This is a genomic window from Pseudomonas sp. 18173, assembly GCF_050432945.1.
GTDB lineage: Bacteria > Pseudomonadota > Gammaproteobacteria > Pseudomonadales > Pseudomonadaceae > Aquipseudomonas.
Genome location: NZ_JBKFTN010000011.1, coordinates 174,951 through 195,230, shown reverse-complemented (window position 1 = coordinate 195,230; position 20,280 = coordinate 174,951). Strand labels below are relative to the sequence as shown.

16 protein-coding genes are annotated in these 20,280 nt (G+C 59.3%); 4 read left to right on the top strand and 12 right to left on the bottom strand.

Features of this window, described 5'->3' with window-relative positions:
- Positions 1 to 139: 139 nt before the first annotated feature.
- From ACLD1X_RS14775 to ACLD1X_RS14720, 12 genes are all read right to left on the bottom strand, one after another.
- A complete protein-coding gene (locus tag ACLD1X_RS14775) occupies positions 140 to 1,084 on the bottom strand; it encodes a carbohydrate kinase family protein (protein ID WP_429368782.1) in 945 nt (314 codons plus the stop codon).
- A gap of 6 nt (positions 1,085 to 1,090) precedes the next feature.
- On the bottom strand, positions 1,091 to 2,596 hold the full coding sequence (gene xylB / locus ACLD1X_RS14770; RefSeq protein ID WP_429368780.1) for a xylulokinase: 1,506 nt from the start codon (positions 2,594 to 2,596) through the stop codon (positions 1,091 to 1,093).
- Between the two features lie 155 nt (positions 2,597 to 2,751).
- The gene (locus tag ACLD1X_RS14765; RefSeq protein ID WP_429368778.1) at positions 2,752 to 4,224 is read right to left on the bottom strand and encodes a mannitol dehydrogenase family protein; all 1,473 of its coding nucleotides are present in this window, start codon (positions 4,222 to 4,224) and stop codon (positions 2,752 to 2,754) included.
- A gap of 16 nt (positions 4,225 to 4,240) precedes the next feature.
- Complete coding sequence (locus tag ACLD1X_RS14760; protein WP_429368776.1) at positions 4,241 to 5,344, bottom strand: ABC transporter ATP-binding protein; 1,104 nt, start codon at positions 5,342 to 5,344, stop codon at positions 4,241 to 4,243.
- A gap of 158 nt (positions 5,345 to 5,502) precedes the next feature.
- Positions 5,503 to 6,333: a carbohydrate ABC transporter permease gene (locus tag ACLD1X_RS14755; RefSeq protein ID WP_429368774.1), complete on the bottom strand. Its 831-nt coding sequence runs from the start codon at positions 6,331 to 6,333 to the stop codon at positions 5,503 to 5,505.
- An 8-nt stretch (positions 6,334 to 6,341) separates the two neighbouring features.
- Positions 6,342 to 7,241 carry a carbohydrate ABC transporter permease gene (locus tag ACLD1X_RS14750; protein WP_429368814.1) on the bottom strand — a complete coding sequence of 300 codons (900 nt, stop codon included), beginning with the start codon at positions 7,239 to 7,241 and terminating at the stop codon, positions 6,342 to 6,344.
- Between the two features lie 172 nt (positions 7,242 to 7,413).
- On the bottom strand, positions 7,414 to 8,724 hold the full coding sequence (locus ACLD1X_RS14745) for an ABC transporter substrate-binding protein (protein WP_429368772.1): 1,311 nt from the start codon (positions 8,722 to 8,724) through the stop codon (positions 7,414 to 7,416).
- 252 nt (positions 8,725 to 8,976) lie between these two features.
- Positions 8,977 to 9,882 (bottom strand): AraC family transcriptional regulator, encoded by a 906-nt coding sequence (locus tag ACLD1X_RS14740; protein ID WP_429368770.1) that lies wholly within the window; start codon positions 9,880 to 9,882, stop codon positions 8,977 to 8,979.
- Positions 9,883 to 9,990: 108 nt separating this feature from the next.
- Positions 9,991 to 10,869, bottom strand: coding sequence for a phospholipase (locus ACLD1X_RS14735; RefSeq protein WP_429368768.1), 879 nt, complete (start codon positions 10,867 to 10,869; stop codon positions 9,991 to 9,993).
- A gap of 177 nt (positions 10,870 to 11,046) precedes the next feature.
- On the bottom strand, positions 11,047 to 11,922 hold the full coding sequence (locus tag ACLD1X_RS14730) for a phospholipase (RefSeq protein WP_429368766.1): 876 nt from the start codon (positions 11,920 to 11,922) through the stop codon (positions 11,047 to 11,049).
- A 204-nt stretch (positions 11,923 to 12,126) separates the two neighbouring features.
- Positions 12,127 to 13,431, bottom strand: a complete 1,305-nt coding sequence (locus tag ACLD1X_RS14725; RefSeq protein WP_429368764.1) for a glycosyltransferase — start codon at positions 13,429 to 13,431, stop codon at positions 12,127 to 12,129.
- 74 nt (positions 13,432 to 13,505) lie between these two features.
- The gene (locus ACLD1X_RS14720; protein ID WP_429368762.1) at positions 13,506 to 13,865 is read right to left on the bottom strand and encodes a response regulator; all 360 of its coding nucleotides are present in this window, start codon (positions 13,863 to 13,865) and stop codon (positions 13,506 to 13,508) included.
- A 248-nt stretch (positions 13,866 to 14,113) separates the two neighbouring features.
- On the opposite strand from ACLD1X_RS14720, the gene ACLD1X_RS14715 reads away from it, so the two are divergent.
- Genes ACLD1X_RS14715 through ACLD1X_RS14700 form a run of 4 tightly spaced genes read left to right on the top strand, consistent with a single transcriptional unit; the run spans position 14,114 to position 20,263 of the window.
- Positions 14,114 to 17,605, top strand: coding sequence for a response regulator (locus ACLD1X_RS14715; protein WP_429368760.1), 3,492 nt, complete (start codon positions 14,114 to 14,116; stop codon positions 17,603 to 17,605).
- Complete coding sequence (locus ACLD1X_RS14710; RefSeq protein WP_429368758.1) at positions 17,605 to 18,438, top strand: CheR family methyltransferase; 834 nt, start codon at positions 17,605 to 17,607, stop codon at positions 18,436 to 18,438. The genes ACLD1X_RS14715 and ACLD1X_RS14710 overlap by 1 nt, the downstream gene beginning before the upstream one ends.
- Positions 18,435 to 19,028 (top strand): chemotaxis protein CheB, encoded by a 594-nt coding sequence (locus tag ACLD1X_RS14705; protein WP_429368756.1) that lies wholly within the window; start codon positions 18,435 to 18,437, stop codon positions 19,026 to 19,028. Before ACLD1X_RS14710 ends, ACLD1X_RS14705 begins: the two co-directional genes overlap by 4 nt.
- A complete protein-coding gene (locus ACLD1X_RS14700; RefSeq protein WP_429368754.1) occupies positions 19,022 to 20,263 on the top strand; it encodes a hybrid sensor histidine kinase/response regulator in 1,242 nt (413 codons plus the stop codon). Before ACLD1X_RS14705 ends, ACLD1X_RS14700 begins: the two co-directional genes overlap by 7 nt.
- Positions 20,264 to 20,280: the final 17 nt, after the last annotated feature.

Here is a 20,280-nt window from a genome sequence, read left to right as displayed (position 1 = left end):
CGGCTGAACGCCGCCTGTCGCGGTTGCGCGATCCTGTGTATTAGTTAAGACCATCGGGCGCCTGATAGAAAGTCATCGCGAGCAGGCTCGCTCCCACAATACTGTAGGAGCGAGCTTGCTCGCGATGAGGCCCTTGAATTCAGCGCAGATCCAACTGCTGCCGATAAGGCAGATCCGGCCCGGTCTTGCTGCACGTCAACGCCGCCGCCTGCACCGCGAACTTCAGCATGCAATCAATCTGCTCACGGCCAAGCTGCTTCACACCTTCCACCGTATCCAGCTGCTGTTCGGTCAGCCAGGTAATCAACGCCGCCTGAAAGGTATCGCCCGCGCCCACGGTGTCGGCGATTTTCACCGAACGGGCGGGAGCCGACCACGAACCATGAGCCCGGCTGAACACGGTCGCGCCTTCACCGCCCCGGGTCAGGAACACCAACTGGCAGCGGTGCTGCAACCAGCCCTCGATCACCTGCGCCGGGTCCTGGCCGGGATACAACAGATGCAGGTCCTCGTCGCTGACCTTGATCAGGTCAGCCAGTTCTACCAGCGTCGCGATCCGCTTGCGCCACAGTTCAATGTCCGGCTCCGGGTTCAGGCGTACGTTCGGATCAAGGCTGATCAGGCGCTTGCCGCTTTCCCGGCGCACCAATGCCAACAGTGTGTCGGCAATCGGTTGCACCACCAGTGAGAACGAGCCGATATGCAGGCCGCGTACCTCAGGCCCGAGTGTCGGCAGGTGCTCCGGTTTCAATTGGCGATCCGCGCAGCCTTCGCCACGAAAGCTGTACTGGGGCGAGCCATTGGCCCCGACCGCGACCATCGCCAGGGTGGTCGGTGCGGCGAAATCCAGCAGGAAGTCCTGGCGCACACCTTCATCTTGCAGCACTTGCAACAGGCGCCGGCCCAGGTAATCGGTAGACAGACCGGCCAACAGCGCCGCGTCCACGCCCAACCGGCGCAATCCCACTGCCACGTTGAACGGCGAGCCGCCGGCAATGGCTTTGAAATTCACTTTGGACGCAATACCACTGGCATCGTTTTCACTGAAAAAATCGAACAGCGCTTCGCCACACACCAGGTACATAGTCGTTCACTCTTCAAATTGGGTTGCGACATGCTGTCGATAGCGTTCATACGCCTGCTGACAGGCTTGCACATTGTCGGCGACCGGCAGGGTTTCACTGGCGGCGTCGAGTTTCACGCAGCGGTCGCACAAGTCCGCCAGGCTTTCTTCGCGCCCGTTGGCCCGGGATACGCACCAGGCCGCCTGGATTGCTGCACCGAGGGCCGCGGCCTCGCTTTGTCCGGTGCAGATCACCGGCGTGTTCATGGTGTCGGCGACGATTTGCCGCCAGACCGCACTTTTCGAACCGCCACCGATCAGGCAGATGCTGCGGCTTTGTAAGCCATTGTGGCGTAGCAGGTCCAGTCCGTAACGCAATCCGAATGTCGTGCCTTCGACCACCGCGCGGCACAGGTTGGCCCGGGTCAGGTTGGTCATGGTCAAGCCCGACAGGCTCGCGCTGGCATGGGGCAGGGCGGGTACCCGTTCACCATTGAAGAACGGCAGCATGCTCATACCGTCGGCACCGATCGGCGCACTGGCAACGAGCGCATTGAACTGATCGATGTCGAGGTCCAGCAGGTCACGAATCAATCCGGTGGCATTGGTCAGGTTCATGGTGCAGATCAACGGCAGCCATCCACCGCTGGAGGAACAGAACGTGGCAACCGCAGGATCCGCAGCGACGTTCGGCCGATCGGCATAGGCATACACCGTGCCGGACGAACCGAGGCTCATGGTGATTGCGCCGGGCTGGATGTTGCCGGTGCCGATGGCGCCCATCATGTTGTCGCCACCACCGCTGGACACCAGTGCCTGCGGGTTGATGCCCAGGTGTTCGGCAATGCCCGGCACAATCGTGCCGACCGCCTGGTGGGCATCGATCAGCTCTGGCAGGGCAGCTTGCAGGCGGCCGCTCGGGTCTATGTCACGCAACAATTGCACATCCCACTGGCGCGTGCGCACATTGAAATACCCGGTGCCCGAGGCATCACCGTACTCGCTGCAGCTGCGGCCGGTGAGCCAATGGTTGAGGTAGTCGTGAGGCAGCAAAATGCGGGCGATGCGGGAAAACACCTCGGGATGCTGCTCTTTGGTCCATAACAGTTTGGACAGGGTATAGCCCGGCGCGATGACCACGCCGAGGCGCTCCAGCGAAGCCTTTTCGCCACCCAGATGGGCCAGCAGGCGCTCGTTCTCAGGGGCGGTTTCGGTGTCGCACCAGAGTTTGGCCGGGCGCAGCACCTTGCCATGCTCGTCGAGCAGCACCAGGCCGTGTTGCTGGCCGGAGACGCCAATGCCGAGGATCGACTGGCCGTCGGCGTTGGCCGCGAGCAAGGCGCGGCGGGTGGCGCTGGCGAAGGCTTCCAGCCACTGCCGGGTGTCCTGTTCGCGGCGGCCATTGGCAGCGCTGATCAGGCTGTGGCTGGCAGCGCCCTGGCCGAGCACCTCACCACTGGCCGCATCGAGGATGATGGCTTTGGTGCCCTGGGTACCGCAGTCGATGCCGAGGAAGAGTGGTCGGGTTGTCATGCAGGATCCTTGGTCGTCAGTTCGATACAAGTCTGGATTGAGTTTCACCGGTGCCTGTCAAACCGCCTTCGCGAGCAAGCCCGCTCCCACAAGGAACACCAAACCCTGTGGGAGCGGGCTTGCTCGCGAAGGCGGCAGCAGCTCTACCGCAGGACTTACGCCAACACCCGCTCCAGAGTCCGCGACACCCCCACCTCGCGCAAACTGTTGCAACACCACTCGAACGCCGCGACAAACTCCGGCGAGCGCGAAATAGCCGTGCCAAAAATCTCCTCGACTGCCAACAAACGCTGGGTAATCAGCACATCATCGGCCACCAGCGCCTGGCAGAACGCCGCCCGCGGGTCCGCAATCGTGTAGGTCTCGCCTTGCTCATCCACGCCCTTGAGATACAGCGCCCACGCCGCCACCACCAGCGCCGCGCGTCGAGTCTCGCGGCCATCGGCGATCAGGCGGTTGATGGTGGGGACGGTGAACTTCGGAAACTTTGACGAACCGTCCGAACAAACCCGCTCAAGCTGATCGGCAATCGCCTGATTGGAGAAGCGCGCCACCAGGGTGTCTTTGTACTCGGTCAGGTCAATTCCCGGCACCGCCGACAGTTGCGGTGTCACGTCCAGGTCCATGTAGGCGCGCACGTAGCGCACGAACAGCGGGTCGTTCATGGTTTCGTGGACGAAACGGTAACCCTTGAGGAACCCCAGGTACGTCAGCGCCAGATGACTGCCGTTGAGCAGCTTGATCTTCATTTCTTCGTAGGGCGTAACGTCGTCGGTGAACTGCACGCCGACCTTTTCCCAGGCCGGGCGGCCATTGACGAACTTGTCTTCCAGCACCCATTGCACGAACGGTTCGCAGACCACCGGCCAGGCATCGTCCACCCCGTGGCTGTCGGCCAGTTGCAGGCGGTGCTCGGTGCTGGTCATCGGGGTGATGCGGTCGACCATGGCGTTGGGAAAGCCCACGTTGCGCTCGATCCAGTCCCGCAGTTCGGCATCGCGCAACGCGGCGAACGCCAGCAAGGCCTTGCGGGTGACGGAGCCGTTGTGCGGCAGGTTATCGCAGGACATCAGGGTAAATGCCGGCGTACCCGCCGCCCGGCGTTTGGCCAGTGCGGCGCAAAGGAAACCGAACACGGTTTTCGGCGTGTCGGGGTGCGCCAGGTCATGCTGGATCTGCGGTAGATGTGCCATGAACTCACCGCTACTGTCGTCGATGCAGTAGCCGCCTTCAGTGATGGTCAGCGAGACGATGCGGATCTCCGGGCTGGCCAGTTTGTCGATCAACGCCTGCGCGCCGTCTTCAGCCAGCAGCATGTCGCGCACGGCCCCGATCACACGGACTTGGGTGTCGTCGCCATCGCCCAGCTCGAACAGGGTGAACAGGTAGTCCTGATCCTTGAGATCGTCACGGGCACGGCGGTCCTCGACGCGCAAGCCGGCGCCACAAATGGCCCAGTCCAGTCCTTCTCCGGTGTTCATCAGCGCATCGGTGTAAAACGCCTGGTGAGCGCGATGGAAACCACCGACGCCGATGTGTGCGATACCCTGGCGGGTCTCGCCCAACGTATAGGCGGGCAGGGCCACTTCGGGGGCGAGGCGGTTGAGGTTGTGTTGGTTGAGTTTCATCGCGAGCTCTCTGAAGTCAGGCAGCAATGCGCAACGGGCGGGTCAACGCCATGCCGTCGGCATCGAACAAATGGCAGTGTTGCGCGTCTAGGTGCAGGCTCAGGGTTTCACCGTAGCGGCTGGCCAGATCGCCGCGCACACGCAGGGTCAGGGGTTCACCGGACGAAGTCAGGACGTGGCAGAACGTGTCGCTGCCCAGGCGTTCGCTGACATCGGCGGTGACCTGCAAGGTGCAGTCGCCGGGTTTGGCCAGTTCCAGATGCTCCGGGCGAATGCCCAGCGTCACCGCACCGCCGACGCTCAGACGGCCGCCGCTCAACGGCAGGCTGATGCGGGTTCCGGCGTCCAGTTGCACTTCGCAGCCCTGGCTGTCGGTGCGGGTGACCTTGCCCTTGAGAAAGCCCATTTTCGGCGTGCCCAGAAACCCGGCGACAAACAGGTTGGCCGGCTGGTGATACAGCTCAAGTGGCGAGCCGACCTGCTCGACCTTGCCGCCATTCAACACGACGACCTTGTCCGCCAGGGTCATGGCCTCGACCTGGTCGTGGGTCACGTAGATCATGGTCGCCTGCAGTTCCTTGTGCAGCCGCGCCAGCTCCAGGCGCATCTGCACGCGCAGGGCGGCATCGAGGTTGGACAGCGGTTCGTCGAACAGGAAGATTTTCGGGTTGCGCACGATGGCCCGGCCAATCGCCACGCGCTGGCGCTGGCCACCGGACAGTTGCTTGGGCTTGCGCTCCAGCATCGGCCCCAGCTCAAGGATGCGCGCCGCTTCGCTGACCTTTTTTTCCACTTCGGCTTTCGCCACACCGGCAAGATCCAGGGCGAACGACATGTTCCTGCGCACGCTCATGTGCGGGTACAGGGCATAGGTCTGGAACACCATCGCCAGATCGCGCTTGGCCGGGCTCACTTCGGTGATGTCGCGGCCATCGAGTTCGATGGTGCCGCCGCTGACTTCCTCCAGCCCTGCGATAAGACGCAGCAGGGTGGATTTGCCACAGCCCGAAGGGCCGACGAAAACCACGAATTCCTTATCGTTCACTTCCAGGTCGATGCCCTTGATGATGGAAAAGCCTTCGAAGCCTTTTTGCAGATTCTTGATTCTCAGGTTGGCCATGGTGATGGGCCTCCGTTTTCGTTATTCGGTTGAACCTGTAGGAGCGAGCCTGCTCGCGATGGGCTCACAGGCGACGCGTTTCTTCAGGCAGCACGCGTTATCGTTCACGTCCATCGCGAGCAGGCTCGCTCCCACATGGGTTGCCATAGCAGTGGTTTTCATTTCACAGCGCCAAACGACAGGCCGCGCACCAGTTGTTTCTGGCTGATCCAGCCGAAGATCAGGATCGGCGCACAGGCCAGGGTCGAGACCGCCGACAACTTGGCCCAGAACAACCCTTCGGGGCTCGAATACGAGGCGATCAACGCGGTCAGTGGTGCGGCTTTCGACGAGGTCAGGTTCAGCGACCAGAACGCCTCGTTCCAGCACAGGATCAGCGACAGCAGCACCGTGGACGCCAGGCCACCCTTGGCGATGGGCAGCAGCACCCGGAGCATTTCCTGCGCCAGCGTCGCGCCGTCCAGCCGGGCGGCTTCGAGGATGTCCCTGGGAATGTCCTTGAAGTAGGTGTAAATCATCCAGACCACGATCGGCAGGTTGATCAGCGTGTAGATCACGATCAGGGCAATACGCGTATCGAGCAGGCCGAAGCTCTTGGCCAGCAGATAGATCGGCATCAGTACCCCCACCGGCGGCAGCATCTTGGTCGAGAGCATCCACAGCAGCGTGCCTTTGGTGCGTTGGGTTTCGTAGAACGCCATGGAGTAGGCCGCGGGCACCGCAATCAGCAGGCACAGGGCCGTGGCGCTGAAGGAAATTACCACCGAGTTCCAGGCGAAACTGAAGTAGTCGCTGCGCTCGTTGATGTGCAGGTAGTTCTCCAGCGTCGGCATGAAAATCAACTGGGGTGGCGTGGCGAAGGCATCGATTTCGGTTTTGAAACTGGTCAGTACCATCCAGAAGATCGGGAAGAAAATCAGGATCGCGATGGCCCAGGCCAGCGTACCGAGCAGCAGGCTTTGCAAACGACGGGATTGTTGAAGAGTCATGGCAGGCCTCAGGCTTTGTCGGTCAGGTTTTTGCCGATCATCCGCACCAGGATGATCGCGGCGATGTTGGCGATGACCACGGCAATCAAGCCGCCCGCCGAAGCCATGCCGACGTCGAACTGCACCAGCGCCTGGTTGTAGATCAGGTAGGCGAGGTTGGTCGAGGCGTAGCCGGGGCCGCCGTTGGTGGTGGTGAAGATTTCGGCGAACACCGAGAGCAGGAAGATGGTTTCGATCATCACCACCACCGCAATCGGCCGCGCCAGGTGCGGCAAGGTCAGGTGCCAGAAGATCGCGACGGGCCCGGCACCGTCCAGGCGCGCGGCTTCCTTCTGTTCCTGGTCGAGGGACTGCATGGCGGTCATCAGGATCAGGATCGCGAAGGGCAGCCATTGCCACGAGACAATGATGATGATCGACAGCAGCGGATAGTGCGCCAGCCAGTCCACCGGCTGGGCACCGAACAGCTTCCAGACGTAGGCGAGAATCCCCGACACCGGATGGAAAATCAGGTTTTTCCAGATCAGCGCGCCGACGGTGGGCATGATGAAGAACGGCGAGATCAGCATCACCCGCACGATACCGCGACCGAAGAACTCGCTGGCCTCCAGCAAGGCACTGATCAGCACGCCGAACACCACACTGATCAGCAGCACGCTGCCCACCAGCAACAGGGTGTTGGTGGCGCCGGGCAGGAAGCCGGAATCGGTGAGGAAGTAGCTGAAGTTCTCCAGCCCGACGAATTCGTTTTCACCGGGGTTGAGCAGGTTGTAGCGGATCATCGAAAAGTAGAAGGTCATGCCCAGGGGGACGATCATCCACAGCAGCAACAACGCCACCGAAGGGCTGACCAGAAACCAGCCGGGGTTGGCCACGCGGCTGTTGCGCTGGGGTTGGACAATGTCCATGTGAGCTTTGGCAGTTGATGTATTCATGGCGATCAGAACCGTTTGATTACAGGCATATGAAGATCAACTGTGGGAGCGGGCTTGCTCGCGAAGAGGCCGGTACATCCGACACAACTTTTGCGATTGGAATGTCGCCTTCGCGAGCAAGCCCGCTCCCACATTGGATACGGGGTTACTTGGGATAACCCGCGCGCTTCATTTCGCGTTCAGTGGTTTGCTGGGCCGCCGCCAAGGCCTGGTCGACCGTGGTCTGGCCGATCAGTGCCGCAGAGAAGGATTTGCCAACCTGCGTACCAATGCCCTGGAACTCGGGAATGGTCACCAACTGAATACCGATGTAAGGCACCGGCCTGGCCCCCGGATTGCCCGGGTCCGCGGCCTTGAGCGACTCCAGCGTGACCCTGGCGAACGGCGCGGCGCTCATGTACGCCTCGCTGTAGGTGGAGGCGCGGGTGCCCGGCGGCACATTGGCGATGCCGTCTTTTTCCGCGACCAGCGCGCTGTATTCTTTGGACGTGGCCCAGGCACTGAAGGTTTTCGCCGCATCCTTGGCCTTGGAACTGGTCGGAATGGCCAGCGCCCAGGCGTACAACCAGGCCGACCCCTTGTCGGTGACTTGATGCGGCGCATAGGTGAAACCGACGTGATCGGCGACCTTGCTCTGGGTGGTGTCGGTGACGAACGAGCCGGCGACGCTGGCATCGACCCAGATCGCGCATTTGCCGCTGTTGAACAACGCCAGGTTTTCATTGAAACCGTTGCTCGAGGCGCCCGGCGGACCGGATTTTTTCATGGTGTCGACGTAGAAGCTCAGCGCGTTTTTCCACTCGGCTCCGGTGAATTCCGCTTGCCACTTTTCATCGAACCAGCGCGCGCCATAGGCGTTGGCAACGGTGCTGATCAACGCCATGTTCTCGCCCCAGCCGGCCTTGCCGCGCAGGCAGATGCCGTACTGTTCCTTGTCTTTGTCGGTGAGCTTGCCGGCGAATTCGCTGATCTGCTCCCAGGTCGGGCGCTCGGGCATGCTCAGGCCGGCATCCTTGAACAGGTCGGTGCGGTAATAGGTGATCGAGCTTTCGGCGTAGAACGGCAGGGCATACAGCGAGCCTTTGACCGACAGGCCTTCGCGCACTGAAGGGAACACATCGTCGAGGGCATAGCTTGCAGGCAGATCCTTCATCGGCTCCAGCCAGCCCTTGGCGCCCCAGAGTGCGGCTTCGTACATGCCAATGGTCAGCACGTCGAACTGTCCGCCCTGGGTGGCGATGTCGGTGGTCAGGCGCTGGCGCAGGACGTTTTCTTCGAGGACCACCCAATTGAGCCTGATGTCCGGATGCTCGGCCTCGAAGGTTTTCGAGAGCTTTTGCATGCGGATCATGTCGCTGTTGTTGACGGTGGCGATGGTCAGGGTCTGGGCACCAAGGCTGACGCTGCTGAGGGTCATGCAGGTGAGGGCAAGCAGGGCTTTTACCGAAGGTTGCATCGTGCACTCCTTTTCTGTGCCCGGTGGGTACAGAAGGACAGTTATTGTTTTTGTGTCTTCCGAAGGCAGGAAGAATGTGCACTGATTACATCCTTCAATGGAGGGCGAAACAAATCATCCGTCGCACTTCAATTGATACTTTTTTGCACTGGGCTTTAGGGCGCTAGACGCTGGGAAGGGCTTTTCAGCGAAGAAACGATATCGAATATGTACAGGTTTCAGGGCTTGAAAACAGGCCGCAAGCTGTGTGGACTATTTGAGGTTCTGCTCGGTCAACCGCTGCACCACCAACCGCCGGTAATGCGAAGGCGTCATGCCCTTGAGCTGCTGGAAGCGCCGGTTGAAGTTGGAAATATTGTTGAAGCCCGACTCGAAGCACACGTCAGTGACCGGCTTGTCGCCATCGGCCAGCAACTCGCAGGACTTGCTGATGCGTAGGCGATTGACGAACTCGATGAAATTGCGCCCGGTGGCCTGCTTGAATACGCGACTGAAATACGTCGGCTTCATGCCCAGGTGCTCGGCAACCTCTTCCAGCGGCAGCTCCCGGGCGTAATGGGCGAAGATGTAATCCACCGCGCGGTTGGTGCGATCGATGTTGTGCTCATCGGCCAGTTGTGGCGTCGTGGCGCCAGAGAGCAATTGGTAGTCGTCTGTGGCCGCGAGCAACTCCAGCAGAATGAAAAAGTGCCCGAGCCGGGTGATGCCGCTGGTATCGGCAATGCGCTGCATCAGGTCGCTCGCCTTGCCGATGGTGTGCTTGCAGCGAAACTCGATACCGTACTGCGCACGCTCCAGCAGCGGCGCCAGGGTCTTGAGTTCAGCGAAGACCTGATAGCCACTGTCGAACAACTCGTCGGTGAAATTGACCAGCATGTCGCGCTTGGCCACCACTTCGTCCTCGGCCACCTGGCTGATCCAGTTGTGGGGCAGGTTGGGGCCGGTCAGGAATAGGGTGTGCGGGTAGAAGTTGCCGATGTAGTCACCGATGAACACCTTGCCGGAACTGGCGACGATCAGGTGCAGTTCGTATTCCTTGTGGAAATGCCAGCGCACCAACGGGCAGGGGAAGCCATGCTGGCGATAGATGATGGACAACCCGTTGTGGTCGTCCATCAATTCGTAGGAAGGATCGGTGACTCTGGCAATACGGGGCATGTCGATACACTTTTCTTGTTATCGCGCCCTGATCATGCCTCTTGTGGGGTGGTTAATACCAGTTGTCGATGTCGCGAAACCTGACGGGAGCCTACTCGTCTTTCGGGACTATCCGGCTTTTCTGGCTCTCCTGGCATTTATCAGGCTCGCGCTACGGCAGTAGGAAACCAGTTGCGATTCCTCCATGAAATCGACATTGATAATATTGCACCTTTCGCTCCGGTCGTGGGTGGCGGGATCAAACCAGTTATCCAGTTCCTCATGGATATCGACGGGGCCTCCCAGCTTTTTGTAGCTCGTGGCGGACAGTGACCACAAGCGGGTGCGGGGAGGTGGCGCCTTCAACACGTTCATGATGTGCTGCTCCAGTTCCTGGACATTTGTGTCGCCAATCCCGCTCCATTTGTGTTCGATTTTCCTGCAGAACCAGGCGGGATCCAGCTCCCAATGTTGTTCGGCAGTCACCAGGACCCGCTGCTCGCCGCTGATTTTCTTGAGCACGCCAAGTGGCAGGCCTCTGTTGTCGGCAGGGATTATTCTCTGGCCAAGATAACGGAGCATCATCTCGTTGAAGAGTGCATAGTCGAACGGTTGTTTCCCGTCCTTGAGTTCATGAAAGTCCAGAATCACAAACTCGTCAGGGTTGGCGCGCAAAAACAGGTTCACCGCCGAAAATAAACCCAGCACGTTACGAGATGAGCGATAGCCATTGTGTTGGAATCTGAATTTTTCAAACTCTGTGGCCGAGCCGTCAAAGTCCAGTCGTAGATCGAGTGCGCGCGAACCGTTGTCGAGTTGAGCAGCGAACGAATCGTGCTGGCAGGCCAGCCAGTGCGCGCCGGGAATCAATGGATAGCTCGCTTGCAAGTCGCACCCGGCATTGTGCGTGCCGGGTAGCGTAAGTTCGCCAAGCGACAGGTTGTCGATTTCCGGCGTAGCGCTCATCCAGTTATTGAGTGCGTAATTGTCTCGGGCTGTATTGTTCATTAATGCATCCTTGCATTGATTGATGAATAACGAGTTGCGCCAAAGTATTGCTGGTTAAAGGCAATTAATTATTTTGTCGTTGGACGCTGCAGTCAATCATCATCTCCATACGGGATGTTGGGTTGCGGCAGGCCAGCGAATGCCGGTCCTGCGCACTTTAGTGTTTTCGCGCCTCGATCATGCCTCGTGCAGTGAGGAGCCATAAACGGCCTTCATACTGCTGGCACTCCAGCAGTAACGGACAATTTCGGATGTGTCGAAAAAGTCGGTATTGATGATGCTGCAACGTGTCACCCAGTCTCTGGTGGTGTCGAACCAGTCGTTGATCTCATCTTTGATATCCCTTGGCCCGCCAAATAGCGTGTACGTAGTTGCCGACAATGACCATAAAAATGACTCGAAAGGTGCATCTTTCAGGGTTTTTGCGATGTAATTGCGCAGATCGGCAGAACTGGTGAATGGACTGTCGCGCCATTTGTGCGGGATGCGCGGCCAGAAGTAGTCATCGTCCAGACCAGGCTTGAACTGCGCCGCCATGACGATTCGCCGACGAGTACTGGCGCGCTGGAGTTCGCCCACGGTCGCATACCTGTCGGAGGGCAGGATGACCCGCTGTCCAAGTCGAAGCACGAGCAGATCGTTCAGCTTTTCATGATCGAAAGACTTGCCGGCATCGCTGAGTTCGTGAAAATCCAGTATGACGAACTCATCCGGGTTTCGATCAAGAAAGGCCAACACTGCGTCGATCAGTTCGTCCAGTACCCGACCTGAGCGATGGCCACTGTGGTGAAAGTAAAATGCCGGGGTCGGGTCTTGCGCGTATTCGAGGCGAATATCGAAGGCCCTTGCGCCATTGGCCAATTGAAAGGCAAATGAATCGTTCTGGCACGTCGTCCAGTTACCGGTCACATCGTCGAAATTGGGCGCTTTTTTGTCCATGCCCGCGTTATGGGCACAGGGCCAGACTATATCGGTGAGTTTTAATATGTTTACGTCGAGGATATGGCTCATCCAGTTCTGTTTGTAGAGAAATTCCGTTTTCTTGACTGTCATGGTTGATCCTTTGTCTGAATGCACTGGCAACCTGAAGGCTTCAAGTTCCAGGCAGTCCGAGACTATCCGGAGTGACAAGGGGAGGGGCGTTACTTATCTACAGCGTCGCGATGCCTGGATTATGTTAGCCAACCTGAAATGCAAAACGCCGACCGGATACAATGAGCATCTTGTCGGCGTTTTTGTTTGGAATATGGGTGGGCGCTACACGGTTTGTACTTGATTGCGATTCTTTTCCTCGATCCATTGCGCCATGTACTGGGTACTTTTGTGTTGATGATGGCGCAACATGCTGCCGGTAAAGTTATCGCGCCTGATCCGTGGCAGATTCCGTTGGCATTCGACCAGTCTTTCGATCAATGCAGGGCCATGGGTGGATTGCGGGTAGCGGCTGGCCAACAAGTGCCGGGCCTGGGCCTGGGCAGCCAGCCACTGAGTCCTGTCCTGATAAAGCTGCACGGCGCTGTCAGCGAACTCGCGCGCCGTACGGGTTACAGCACCGGGCCAGGGCTCGTCACCGTGCATCGCTTCTGCGCCGACTGGCGTGGTGACATTGGGCGTACCACAGAGCATCGCATCGACGATCTTGCCTTTGATGCCCGCACCGAAGCGCAGCGGTGCCAGGCACACCCGTGTATCGGACATCACCTGCAAGGCATCCTCCGCCCAGTTCAGCACATGAAAGCCCTGTGCCGCGTTGTGCAGGGCGGTGGCCTTGGGCGGGGTGTACGCGCCATAGATGTGCAACTGCGCGTCAGGCAGTTGTGCGCGAATCAGCGGCCAGATCGCGGTTTTCAGCCAGAGCACGGCATCCCAGTTTGGCGCATGGCGAAAATTGCCGATGTGCAGGAAATGTGCGCGATCTTCGTACGCTGCTGGCGCGCTGGTCGGCAGATCGACCATCAACGGGCACCAGTGCAACAGGCTGCGCGGGATCCGGAACTGCTCGACCAGCAATTCGATCTCCACCTCGGAAACCATCAGCGTCAGATCACATCGATAAAAGGAGGCGATTTCGCGCTTGGCCAGGTCGGTATTGGCCATGTGTTCAAACTCTTCACGCGCCGCCGGGGTGAACAGGTCGCTGAAGTCATCGTTGTCGTCACGGGCCTTCAAACGCTCCTTGAGGCGTTGATGCCGGCCGTGCCGGAGGCTTTGCAGGTCGCAGCTTTCGAGCACGCGCAAGGCATCGGGACAATGTTTCTCGACCCGCCAGCCAAACTGCTCCTCCATCATGAATTGATCGAACAACACGATGTCCGGCGCCAGTTCGCTGATGAATGCATCGAAACTGCTGTTGTTCAGCTCGATCGGTACTTCGCGAATCCCCAACGCCGTCAGGTCCGCGCGTTGCTCGCCGAAGCCTGCCGGGCTGCTGAACGTGATGTCCCAGCCTTGTTGCAGGAACACCTCGAGTATTTGCATGACATGCCCGCTGGCCGCGGAAGAGCGTGGCTCGGGCCAGACGTAACCAATGACCAGGACTTTGGTTGCGCGGGGCTGATTCATGTAGGGCAATTCCTTGAAGCAAAGACAGGGCGGGGACGAAAAAGGCGCGCATTAAACCACAGCGGATCGCAACGTCACTCGAGAATGCCTTTGACTTTGTCGCGCAACTGATCGATGGAGAAGGGCTTGCCAATGACATGCATGTCCCCGGGCACCTCGATGTTTTCGGCATAACCACTGGCAAACAGTATCGGCAGCCCGGGACGCAGTGCCCGCGCCCGGGTTGCCAGTTCACGACCGTCCATTCCCGGCAGGCCGACATCGGTCATCATCAAGTCGATCTGCTGGTCGAGGTTCTCGAGGGTCTCCAGCGCCTGATCACTGCCGTCCGCCTCCAGTACATTGAACTCCAGTTCCTCCAGCACATCGACGATCAACATGCGCACGATGTTGTCGTCTTCGACGACCAGAATGGTAAAGGCATTGGCGGACATGGCTGGAGTCTCGATAGGGTGGTGGTTTGCCGATCGATTGAAGTCGCCGACTCTAATGCATGAGTAAGTGGCAGATCCTGACAAGTTCCCAGCGCACTATAAAAAGAATGATGGCAAGGATAACCGGTCCCCTGATGTTGAAGCAGTGGAATGTAGGACTCTGCGTCAATAGATGTGAGAAAAATGGATCCATGTGACGTTTTTGGGGCAAACTCGAGCAATTCAGACAGTTCGACAAGGCCTGCCCCATGCCCTCAGCGTCCTCGGTTGATGAACAACGCTTTCGTAAACTCCTGAGCCGCAACATCAGCCTGCCATTGGGGCTGGGTCTCATCAGCGCGGTGTTCTTTGTTTCGCTGATCACCTATCTGCTGTCGACGATCAAGTGGGTGGAACACACCGACCGGGTGATCAATAACGCCAATGAAGCGGTCAAGCTGACCGTGGACCTGGAAACCGGGATGCGCGGTTTCCTGCTCAGTGGCGACGAACACTTCCTCGATCCCTACGAAACCGCCAAGCCGCGAATAGCCGTGGCCCTCAACACCCTGCTCGAGCTGACCGCCGATAATACGGTGCAAACCGACCGCCTGTTGCGGTTGCAGGCATTGCAGCAGGAATGGGCCAGCTATGCGCAATCGATGATCGATTTGCAGCGCAGCAGCGGAGACTATCGCGCTGTGGTCAAGGCCGGACGCGGCAAGCGCCTGACCGATGAAATTCGCAAGCAGTTCGAAGAAGTGATCGACACCGAGCAACAGTTGCGCACCGCTCGCAATGAAGACGTGCGGCGTACCACGGTCTGGAGCATCAGCCTCTATCTGTTGTTCATTGCCGGTGTCAGTGGCTTGCTGGCGTATGTCGGGCGCCGCGATCTGCTCAATCTTTCGCAAAGCTACAGCGTCAATCTCGCGGCCCAACAAGCCAGCGCCCATCGCCTGGAGCAACAGGCCTGGCTGCGCAACGGCCAGACCGAGCTGGCCGAGCAGGTGCTGGGGCAATTGAGCCTGAACATGCTGGGTCGCAACATCCTGCAATTTTGCGCGCAGTACCTGGGCACCGCCGTGGGGGCGATTTATCTCCGGGAGGACCATGGCGGTCTTAAACGCATTGCCTCCTACGGTTTCTCCCGTGAACAGGAAGCTGTTGAACAACAGATCTACAGCGACGAAGGCATTGTCGGCCAGGTGGCGCAACAAGCGCGGCTGATTCGCCTCGATGAGGTGCCGGGGGATTATTTCCAGGTCAGTTCCGGCCTCGGCGAAGGTTTGCCGCGCAGCGTGCTGGTAGTGCCAACCAGCGACGACGACCGGGTCAACGGCGTGATCGAACTGGGCTTCCTGCGCCCGCTGAGTGACCGTGACATCGAACTGCTGGAATTGATATCCAGCAACATCGGTACCTCCATCGAGGCCGCGCGCTATCGTCAGCGCTTGCAGGAAGTGCTCATCGAAACCCAGCAGCTCAATGAAGAACTGCAAGTGCAGCAAGAAGAGCTCAAGACCGCCAACGAAGAGCTCGAAGAGCAGTCGCGGGTTCTCAAGGAGTCGCAAGCTCACCTGGAAACCCAGCAAGTGGAGCTTGAGCAAACCAACGAACAACTCGCCGAGCAGACGCAGGTACTGGCCAATCAGCGTGATGCCATGGACATGAAGAACACCGAGCTCAACCAGGCGCAGATCCAGCTCGAAGAACGCGCGATCGAGTTGCAGCGCTCAAGCCGGTACAAGTCGGAGTTTCTTGCCAACATGTCCCACGAACTGCGCACTCCGCTCAACAGTTCGTTGATCCTGGCCAGGCTGCTGGCGGAAAACCCGGAGCAAAACCTCAGCGCCGAACAGGTCAAGTTCGCCGAGTCGATCTACTCCGCCGGCAATGACTTGCTCAACCTGATCAACGACATCCTGGACATTTCCAAGGTCGAGGCCGGCAAGCTGGAAATCCGTCCGGAGAACACCAGCGTGGCGCGTCTGGTGGAGGGCCTGCGCGGCGTGTTCCAGCCATTGGCCACGGACAAACAGCTGGATTTCCAGGTGGATATGCAGGAGGGCGCGCCGCAGATGCTGGTCACCGACCGCCAGCGCCTGGAGCAAGTCCTCAAGAACCTGCTGTCCAATGCCCTGAAATTCACCGAAAGCGGCAGCGTCCACCTGTCCGTCGCCTCGGCACCAAACAACGGCATCGCGTTCAGCGTCGGTGATTCCGGAATCGGTATTGCAACGGATCAGCACGAAAGCATCTTCGAGGCGTTCCGTCAGGCCGATGGCACCACCAATCGGCGTTATGGCGGCACCGGGCTGGGTTTGTCGATCTCTCGTGACCTGGCGGCCTTGCTCGGTGGATCCATCAGTGTGAGCAGCATGCCGGGGCAGGGCAGTGTGTTTACCCTGGTCTTGCCGCAGCAGTACGCAGAACCGGGCGAAGTGCCTGTTGAACCGATGCGGGCCGCGCCAGTGGCGGCTGCGCCGAGTGCATTGCCGCCGACGTTGTCGCCCCTGATCGCTGAAGTCGACATGCCGCGTTTCGACGACGATCGCCACAACGGCCCGTTCAGCAGTCGCTGCATTCTGGTGGTGGAAGACGAGGCGAACTTTGCGCATATCCTCTACGACCTGGCCCATGAACTGGGTTATCAGTGCCTGGTGGCCCATCGCGCCGACGAAGGCTACGACCTGGCCAAGGCGTTCATCCCCGATGCGATCCTGCTGGACATGCGCCTGCCGGATCATTCCGGCCTGACCGTGCTGCAACGCTTGAAGGAGCACGCCGAAACCCGGCACATCCCGGTGCATGTGATTTCGGTCGAGGACCGGGTCGAAGCGGCGATGCACATGGGTGCCGTTGGCTATGCGGTCAAACCGACCACCCGCGAGGAGCTCAAGGACGTTTTTGCGCGCCTCGAGGCCAAGTTGACCCAGAAGGTCAAGCGCGTGTTGCTGGTCGAGGATGATGACTTGCAGCGCGACAGCATTGCCCGCCTGATCGGCGACGATGACATCGAAATCACCGCCGTTGGCCTGGCACAGGAGGCGCTGGAGCTGCTGCGCACGTCCGTCTTCGATTGCATGATCATCGACCTCAAACTGCCCGACATGCTTGGCAACGACTTGCTCAAGCGCATGTCCACGGAAGACATCTGCTCTTTTCCACCGGTCATCGTCTATACCGGGCGCAACCTGACCCGGGATGAAGAGGCCGAACTGCGCAAGTATTCGCGCTCGATCATCATCAAGGGCGCACGCTCGCCGGAGCGGCTGCTGGACGAAGTGACACTTTTTCTGCACAAAGTCGAATCGCGCTTGTCCCATGAGCGGCAGAGGATGCTCAAGGTTGCCCGCAGCCGCGACAAGGTCTTCGAAGGCCGCAAGGTGCTGCTGGTGGACGACGATGTACGCAACATTTTCGCCCTCACCAGTGCGCTGGAGCAAAAGGGCGCCGTCGTGGTCATTGGCCGCAACGGCCTGGAAGCGATTGAACGATTGAACGAAGTGGAGGACATCGACCTGGTGCTGATGGACGTGATGATGCCGCAGATGGACGGCTTTGAAGCCACCGTTGAAATCCGCAAGGACCCGCGCTGGCGCAAGCTGCCGATCATTGCGGTGACGGCCAAGGCCATGAAGGACGATCAGGAGCGCTGCCTGCAGGCCGGCGCCAATGATTACCTGGCCAAGCCCATCGACCTGGACCGGCTGTTTTCGCTGATTCGTGTGTGGCTGCCCAAGATGGAACGCATCTAGTGGAGCGCAAGTATTCAGTGGAGCGAAACAGCGAAATCGAATTGCGCTTGTTGATCGAGGCGATCTACCTCAAGTACAGCTACGATTTTCGCGATTACTCCGGCGCTTCGATCAAGCGCCGGGTCAACCATGCGTTGAATCAGTTCGAGTGCAATACCATCTCGGCGCTGCAGGAAAAGGTCCTGCACGATCCGACGGCCTTCATGCAACTGCTGCAGTTGCTGACCATTCCGGTCAGCGAGATGTTTCGCGACCCCTCGCACTTCCTGGCCATTCGCAAGGAAGTGGTGCCGCTGCTGCGAACCTACCCTTCGATCAAGATCTGGATCGCCGGATGCAGCACCGGTGAAGAGGTCTATTCGCTGGCCATTCTGCTGCGCGAAGAGGGCCTGCTCGAGCGCACGATCATCTACGCCACGGACATCAATCCGCGTTCCCTGGAAAAGGCCAAGCAAGGGATTTTCTCCATGGAGAATGTCCGCGCCTACACTGCCAATTATCAGCAGGCCGGTGGTCAGTGTTCGTTTGCCGACTACTATACGGCGGCCTATGGGTACGCGATTTTCGACAAGACCCTGCGCGAGAACGTGACCTTCGCCGATCACAGCCTGGCGACGGACAGCGTGTTTTCAGAAACCCAATTAATTTCATGTCGTAACGTACTGATTTATTTTAATAAAAAACTTCAGGATCGCGCATTCGGACTGTTTCATGAGTCCCTCTGCCATCGCGGCTTTTTGGTCTTGGGCAGTAAGGAAACCCCGGATTTCTCGGCCTTTGGCGATCAGTTCGAGCCACTGGTCAAACAGGAACGGATCTATCGCAAATCATGAACAGCGCAATGAACCTGCCAGCAGTCGAAGCGATCGTGATCGGTGCCTCCGCCGGTGGCGTCGAGGCGCTGTTGAGCATCCTCGGCCCGCTGCGCGAAGGCTTCGCACTGCCGATCATTGTCGTGCTGCACTTGCCGGACGAGCGCCGCAGCCAACTGGCGGACGTGTTTTCCCGCCGGGTTGCGCTGCCGGTGCAGGAAGCGTGCGACAAGACCCCGGTCGAGGCCGGCACGTTGTATTTCGCGGCACCGGGCTATCACTTGTCGGTGGAGCACGACCGCAGCTTTTCCCTGAGCCTGGAGCCGCGAGTGCATCATTCGCGACCTGCCATCGATTACCTGTTCGAATCGGCAGCCGATGCGTACGGCGCCAGTCTTGCGGCGGTATTGCTCACGGGGGCCAACCGCGATGGCGCGCGCGGGCTGGCCCAGGTCAAGCAGCACGGTGGCATCACCATCGTGCAAGACCCGCAAGAGGCGCAGGTCGCCACCATGCCCCAGGCAGCACTGGATATGCACCGGCCGGACCACATACTTCCCATACGCGGCATCGGCCGCCTGCTTGTCGAGCTGGAACGAATCGCATGCTGAGTAATATCCAGGCCAAACTGTTGATCGTCGACGATCTGCCGGAGAATCTGCTGGCGCTCGAAGCGCTGATCAGGTGCGAGGACCGGATCGTGTACAAGGCGTTGTCCGCTGACGAGGCCTTGTCACTGCTGTTGCAACATGAATTCGCCATGGCCATCCTCGATGTGCAGATGCCCGGCATGAACGGCTTCGAGCTGGCCGAGTTGATGCGTGGCACGGAAAAGACCAGGAACATCCCGATCGTTTTCGTCAGCGCCGCCGGGCGTGATCTGAACTACGCATTCAAGGGCTATGAAAGCGGTGCCGTGGACTTTTTGCACAAGCCGCTGGACATCCATGCGGTCAAGAGCAAGGTCAACGTGTTCGTCGACCTGTATCGCCAGAGCAAGGCGATGAAGGAACAGGTACTGGCCCTTGAACAGAGTCGCCGTGAACAGCAGACCCTGCTCGAGCAACTTAAAAACACCCAGCTGGAACTGGAGCAGGCGGTGCGCATGCGCGATGACTTCATGTCCATCGTCGCCCACGAAGTGCGCACGCCGCTCAACGGCCTGATCCTTGAAACCCAGCTGCGCAAGATGCACCTGGCCCGGGACAACGCCGACGCCTTCACCCTGGAGAAGATGCACGCCATGGTCGACCGCGACGAGCGGCAGATCAAAAGCCTCATTCGCTTGATCGAAGACATGCTCGATGTTTCGCGCATTCGCACCGGAAAGTTGTCGATCCGGCCGACGCGGTTTGACCTTTCGACGCTGGTTCGCGACGTGTTGCACAACTTTTCCCGGCAAATCGATGCCGCCGACGCGTCGGTCACGCTGGATGCCGGGCAGCCGGTGATCGGCAATTGGGACGAGTTTCGTATTGAACAGGTCATTTCCAACCTGTTGACCAATGCTTTGCGCTACGGAGCCAGGAGCCCGGTCTCGGTAAAGGTCTACAGTGAAGGGGGCAGGGCGCTGGTGGATGTGCAGGACCAGGGGATCGGCATCAGTGAAGAAAACCAGGCGCGGATTTTCCAGCAGTTCGAACGGGTATCGGCCAGGCACGTCGTCGCCGGGCTGGGCCTGGGATTGTTTATTTCAGAACAGATTGTGGCCGCCCATGGCGGTACCATTACGGTCCAGAGCAGGATTGGCGAAGGCGCCTTGTTTCGCGTTTGTCTGCCGCTACAGGAAAACAGCCGGATAAACGCAACCTCTGATCGACCCCACGGTCGTATCAGCAGCAAATGACCGAACAAAGGCTTCCC

Bases quoted from the DNA above. Each gene is read 5' to 3' on its own strand.
- ACLD1X_RS14745 (WP_429368772.1), bottom strand. From the start codon at position 8,724: ATGCAACCTTCGGTAAAAGCCCTGCTTGCCCTCACCTGCATGACCCTC.
- ACLD1X_RS14700 (WP_429368754.1), top strand. From the start codon at position 19,022: ATGCTGAGTAATATCCAGGCCAAACTGTTGATCGTCGACGATCTGCCG.
- ACLD1X_RS14715 (WP_429368760.1), top strand. From the start codon at position 14,114: ATGCCCTCAGCGTCCTCGGTTGATGAACAACGCTTTCGTAAACTCCTG.
- ACLD1X_RS14725 (WP_429368764.1), bottom strand. From the start codon at position 13,431: ATGAATCAGCCCCGCGCAACCAAAGTCCTGGTCATTGGTTACGTCTGG.
- ACLD1X_RS14750 (WP_429368814.1), bottom strand. From the start codon at position 7,241: ATGGACATTGTCCAACCCCAGCGCAACAGCCGCGTGGCCAACCCCGGC.
- ACLD1X_RS14760 (WP_429368776.1), bottom strand. From the start codon at position 5,344: ATGGCCAACCTGAGAATCAAGAATCTGCAAAAAGGCTTCGAAGGCTTT.
- ACLD1X_RS14705 (WP_429368756.1), top strand. From the start codon at position 18,435: ATGAACAGCGCAATGAACCTGCCAGCAGTCGAAGCGATCGTGATCGGT.
- ACLD1X_RS14775 (WP_429368782.1), bottom strand. From the start codon at position 1,084: ATGTACCTGGTGTGTGGCGAAGCGCTGTTCGATTTTTTCAGTGAAAAC.
- ACLD1X_RS14755 (WP_429368774.1), bottom strand. From the start codon at position 6,333: ATGACTCTTCAACAATCCCGTCGTTTGCAAAGCCTGCTGCTCGGTACG.
- xylB (WP_429368780.1), bottom strand. From the start codon at position 2,596: ATGACAACCCGACCACTCTTCCTCGGCATCGACTGCGGTACCCAGGGC.
- ACLD1X_RS14730 (WP_429368766.1), bottom strand. From the start codon at position 11,922: ATGACAGTCAAGAAAACGGAATTTCTCTACAAACAGAACTGGATGAGC.
- ACLD1X_RS14735 (WP_429368768.1), bottom strand. From the start codon at position 10,869: ATGAACAATACAGCCCGAGACAATTACGCACTCAATAACTGGATGAGC.
- ACLD1X_RS14740 (WP_429368770.1), bottom strand. From the start codon at position 9,882: ATGCCCCGTATTGCCAGAGTCACCGATCCTTCCTACGAATTGATGGAC.
- ACLD1X_RS14765 (WP_429368778.1), bottom strand. From the start codon at position 4,224: ATGAAACTCAACCAACACAACCTCAACCGCCTCGCCCCCGAAGTGGCC.
- ACLD1X_RS14720 (WP_429368762.1), bottom strand. From the start codon at position 13,865: ATGTCCGCCAATGCCTTTACCATTCTGGTCGTCGAAGACGACAACATC.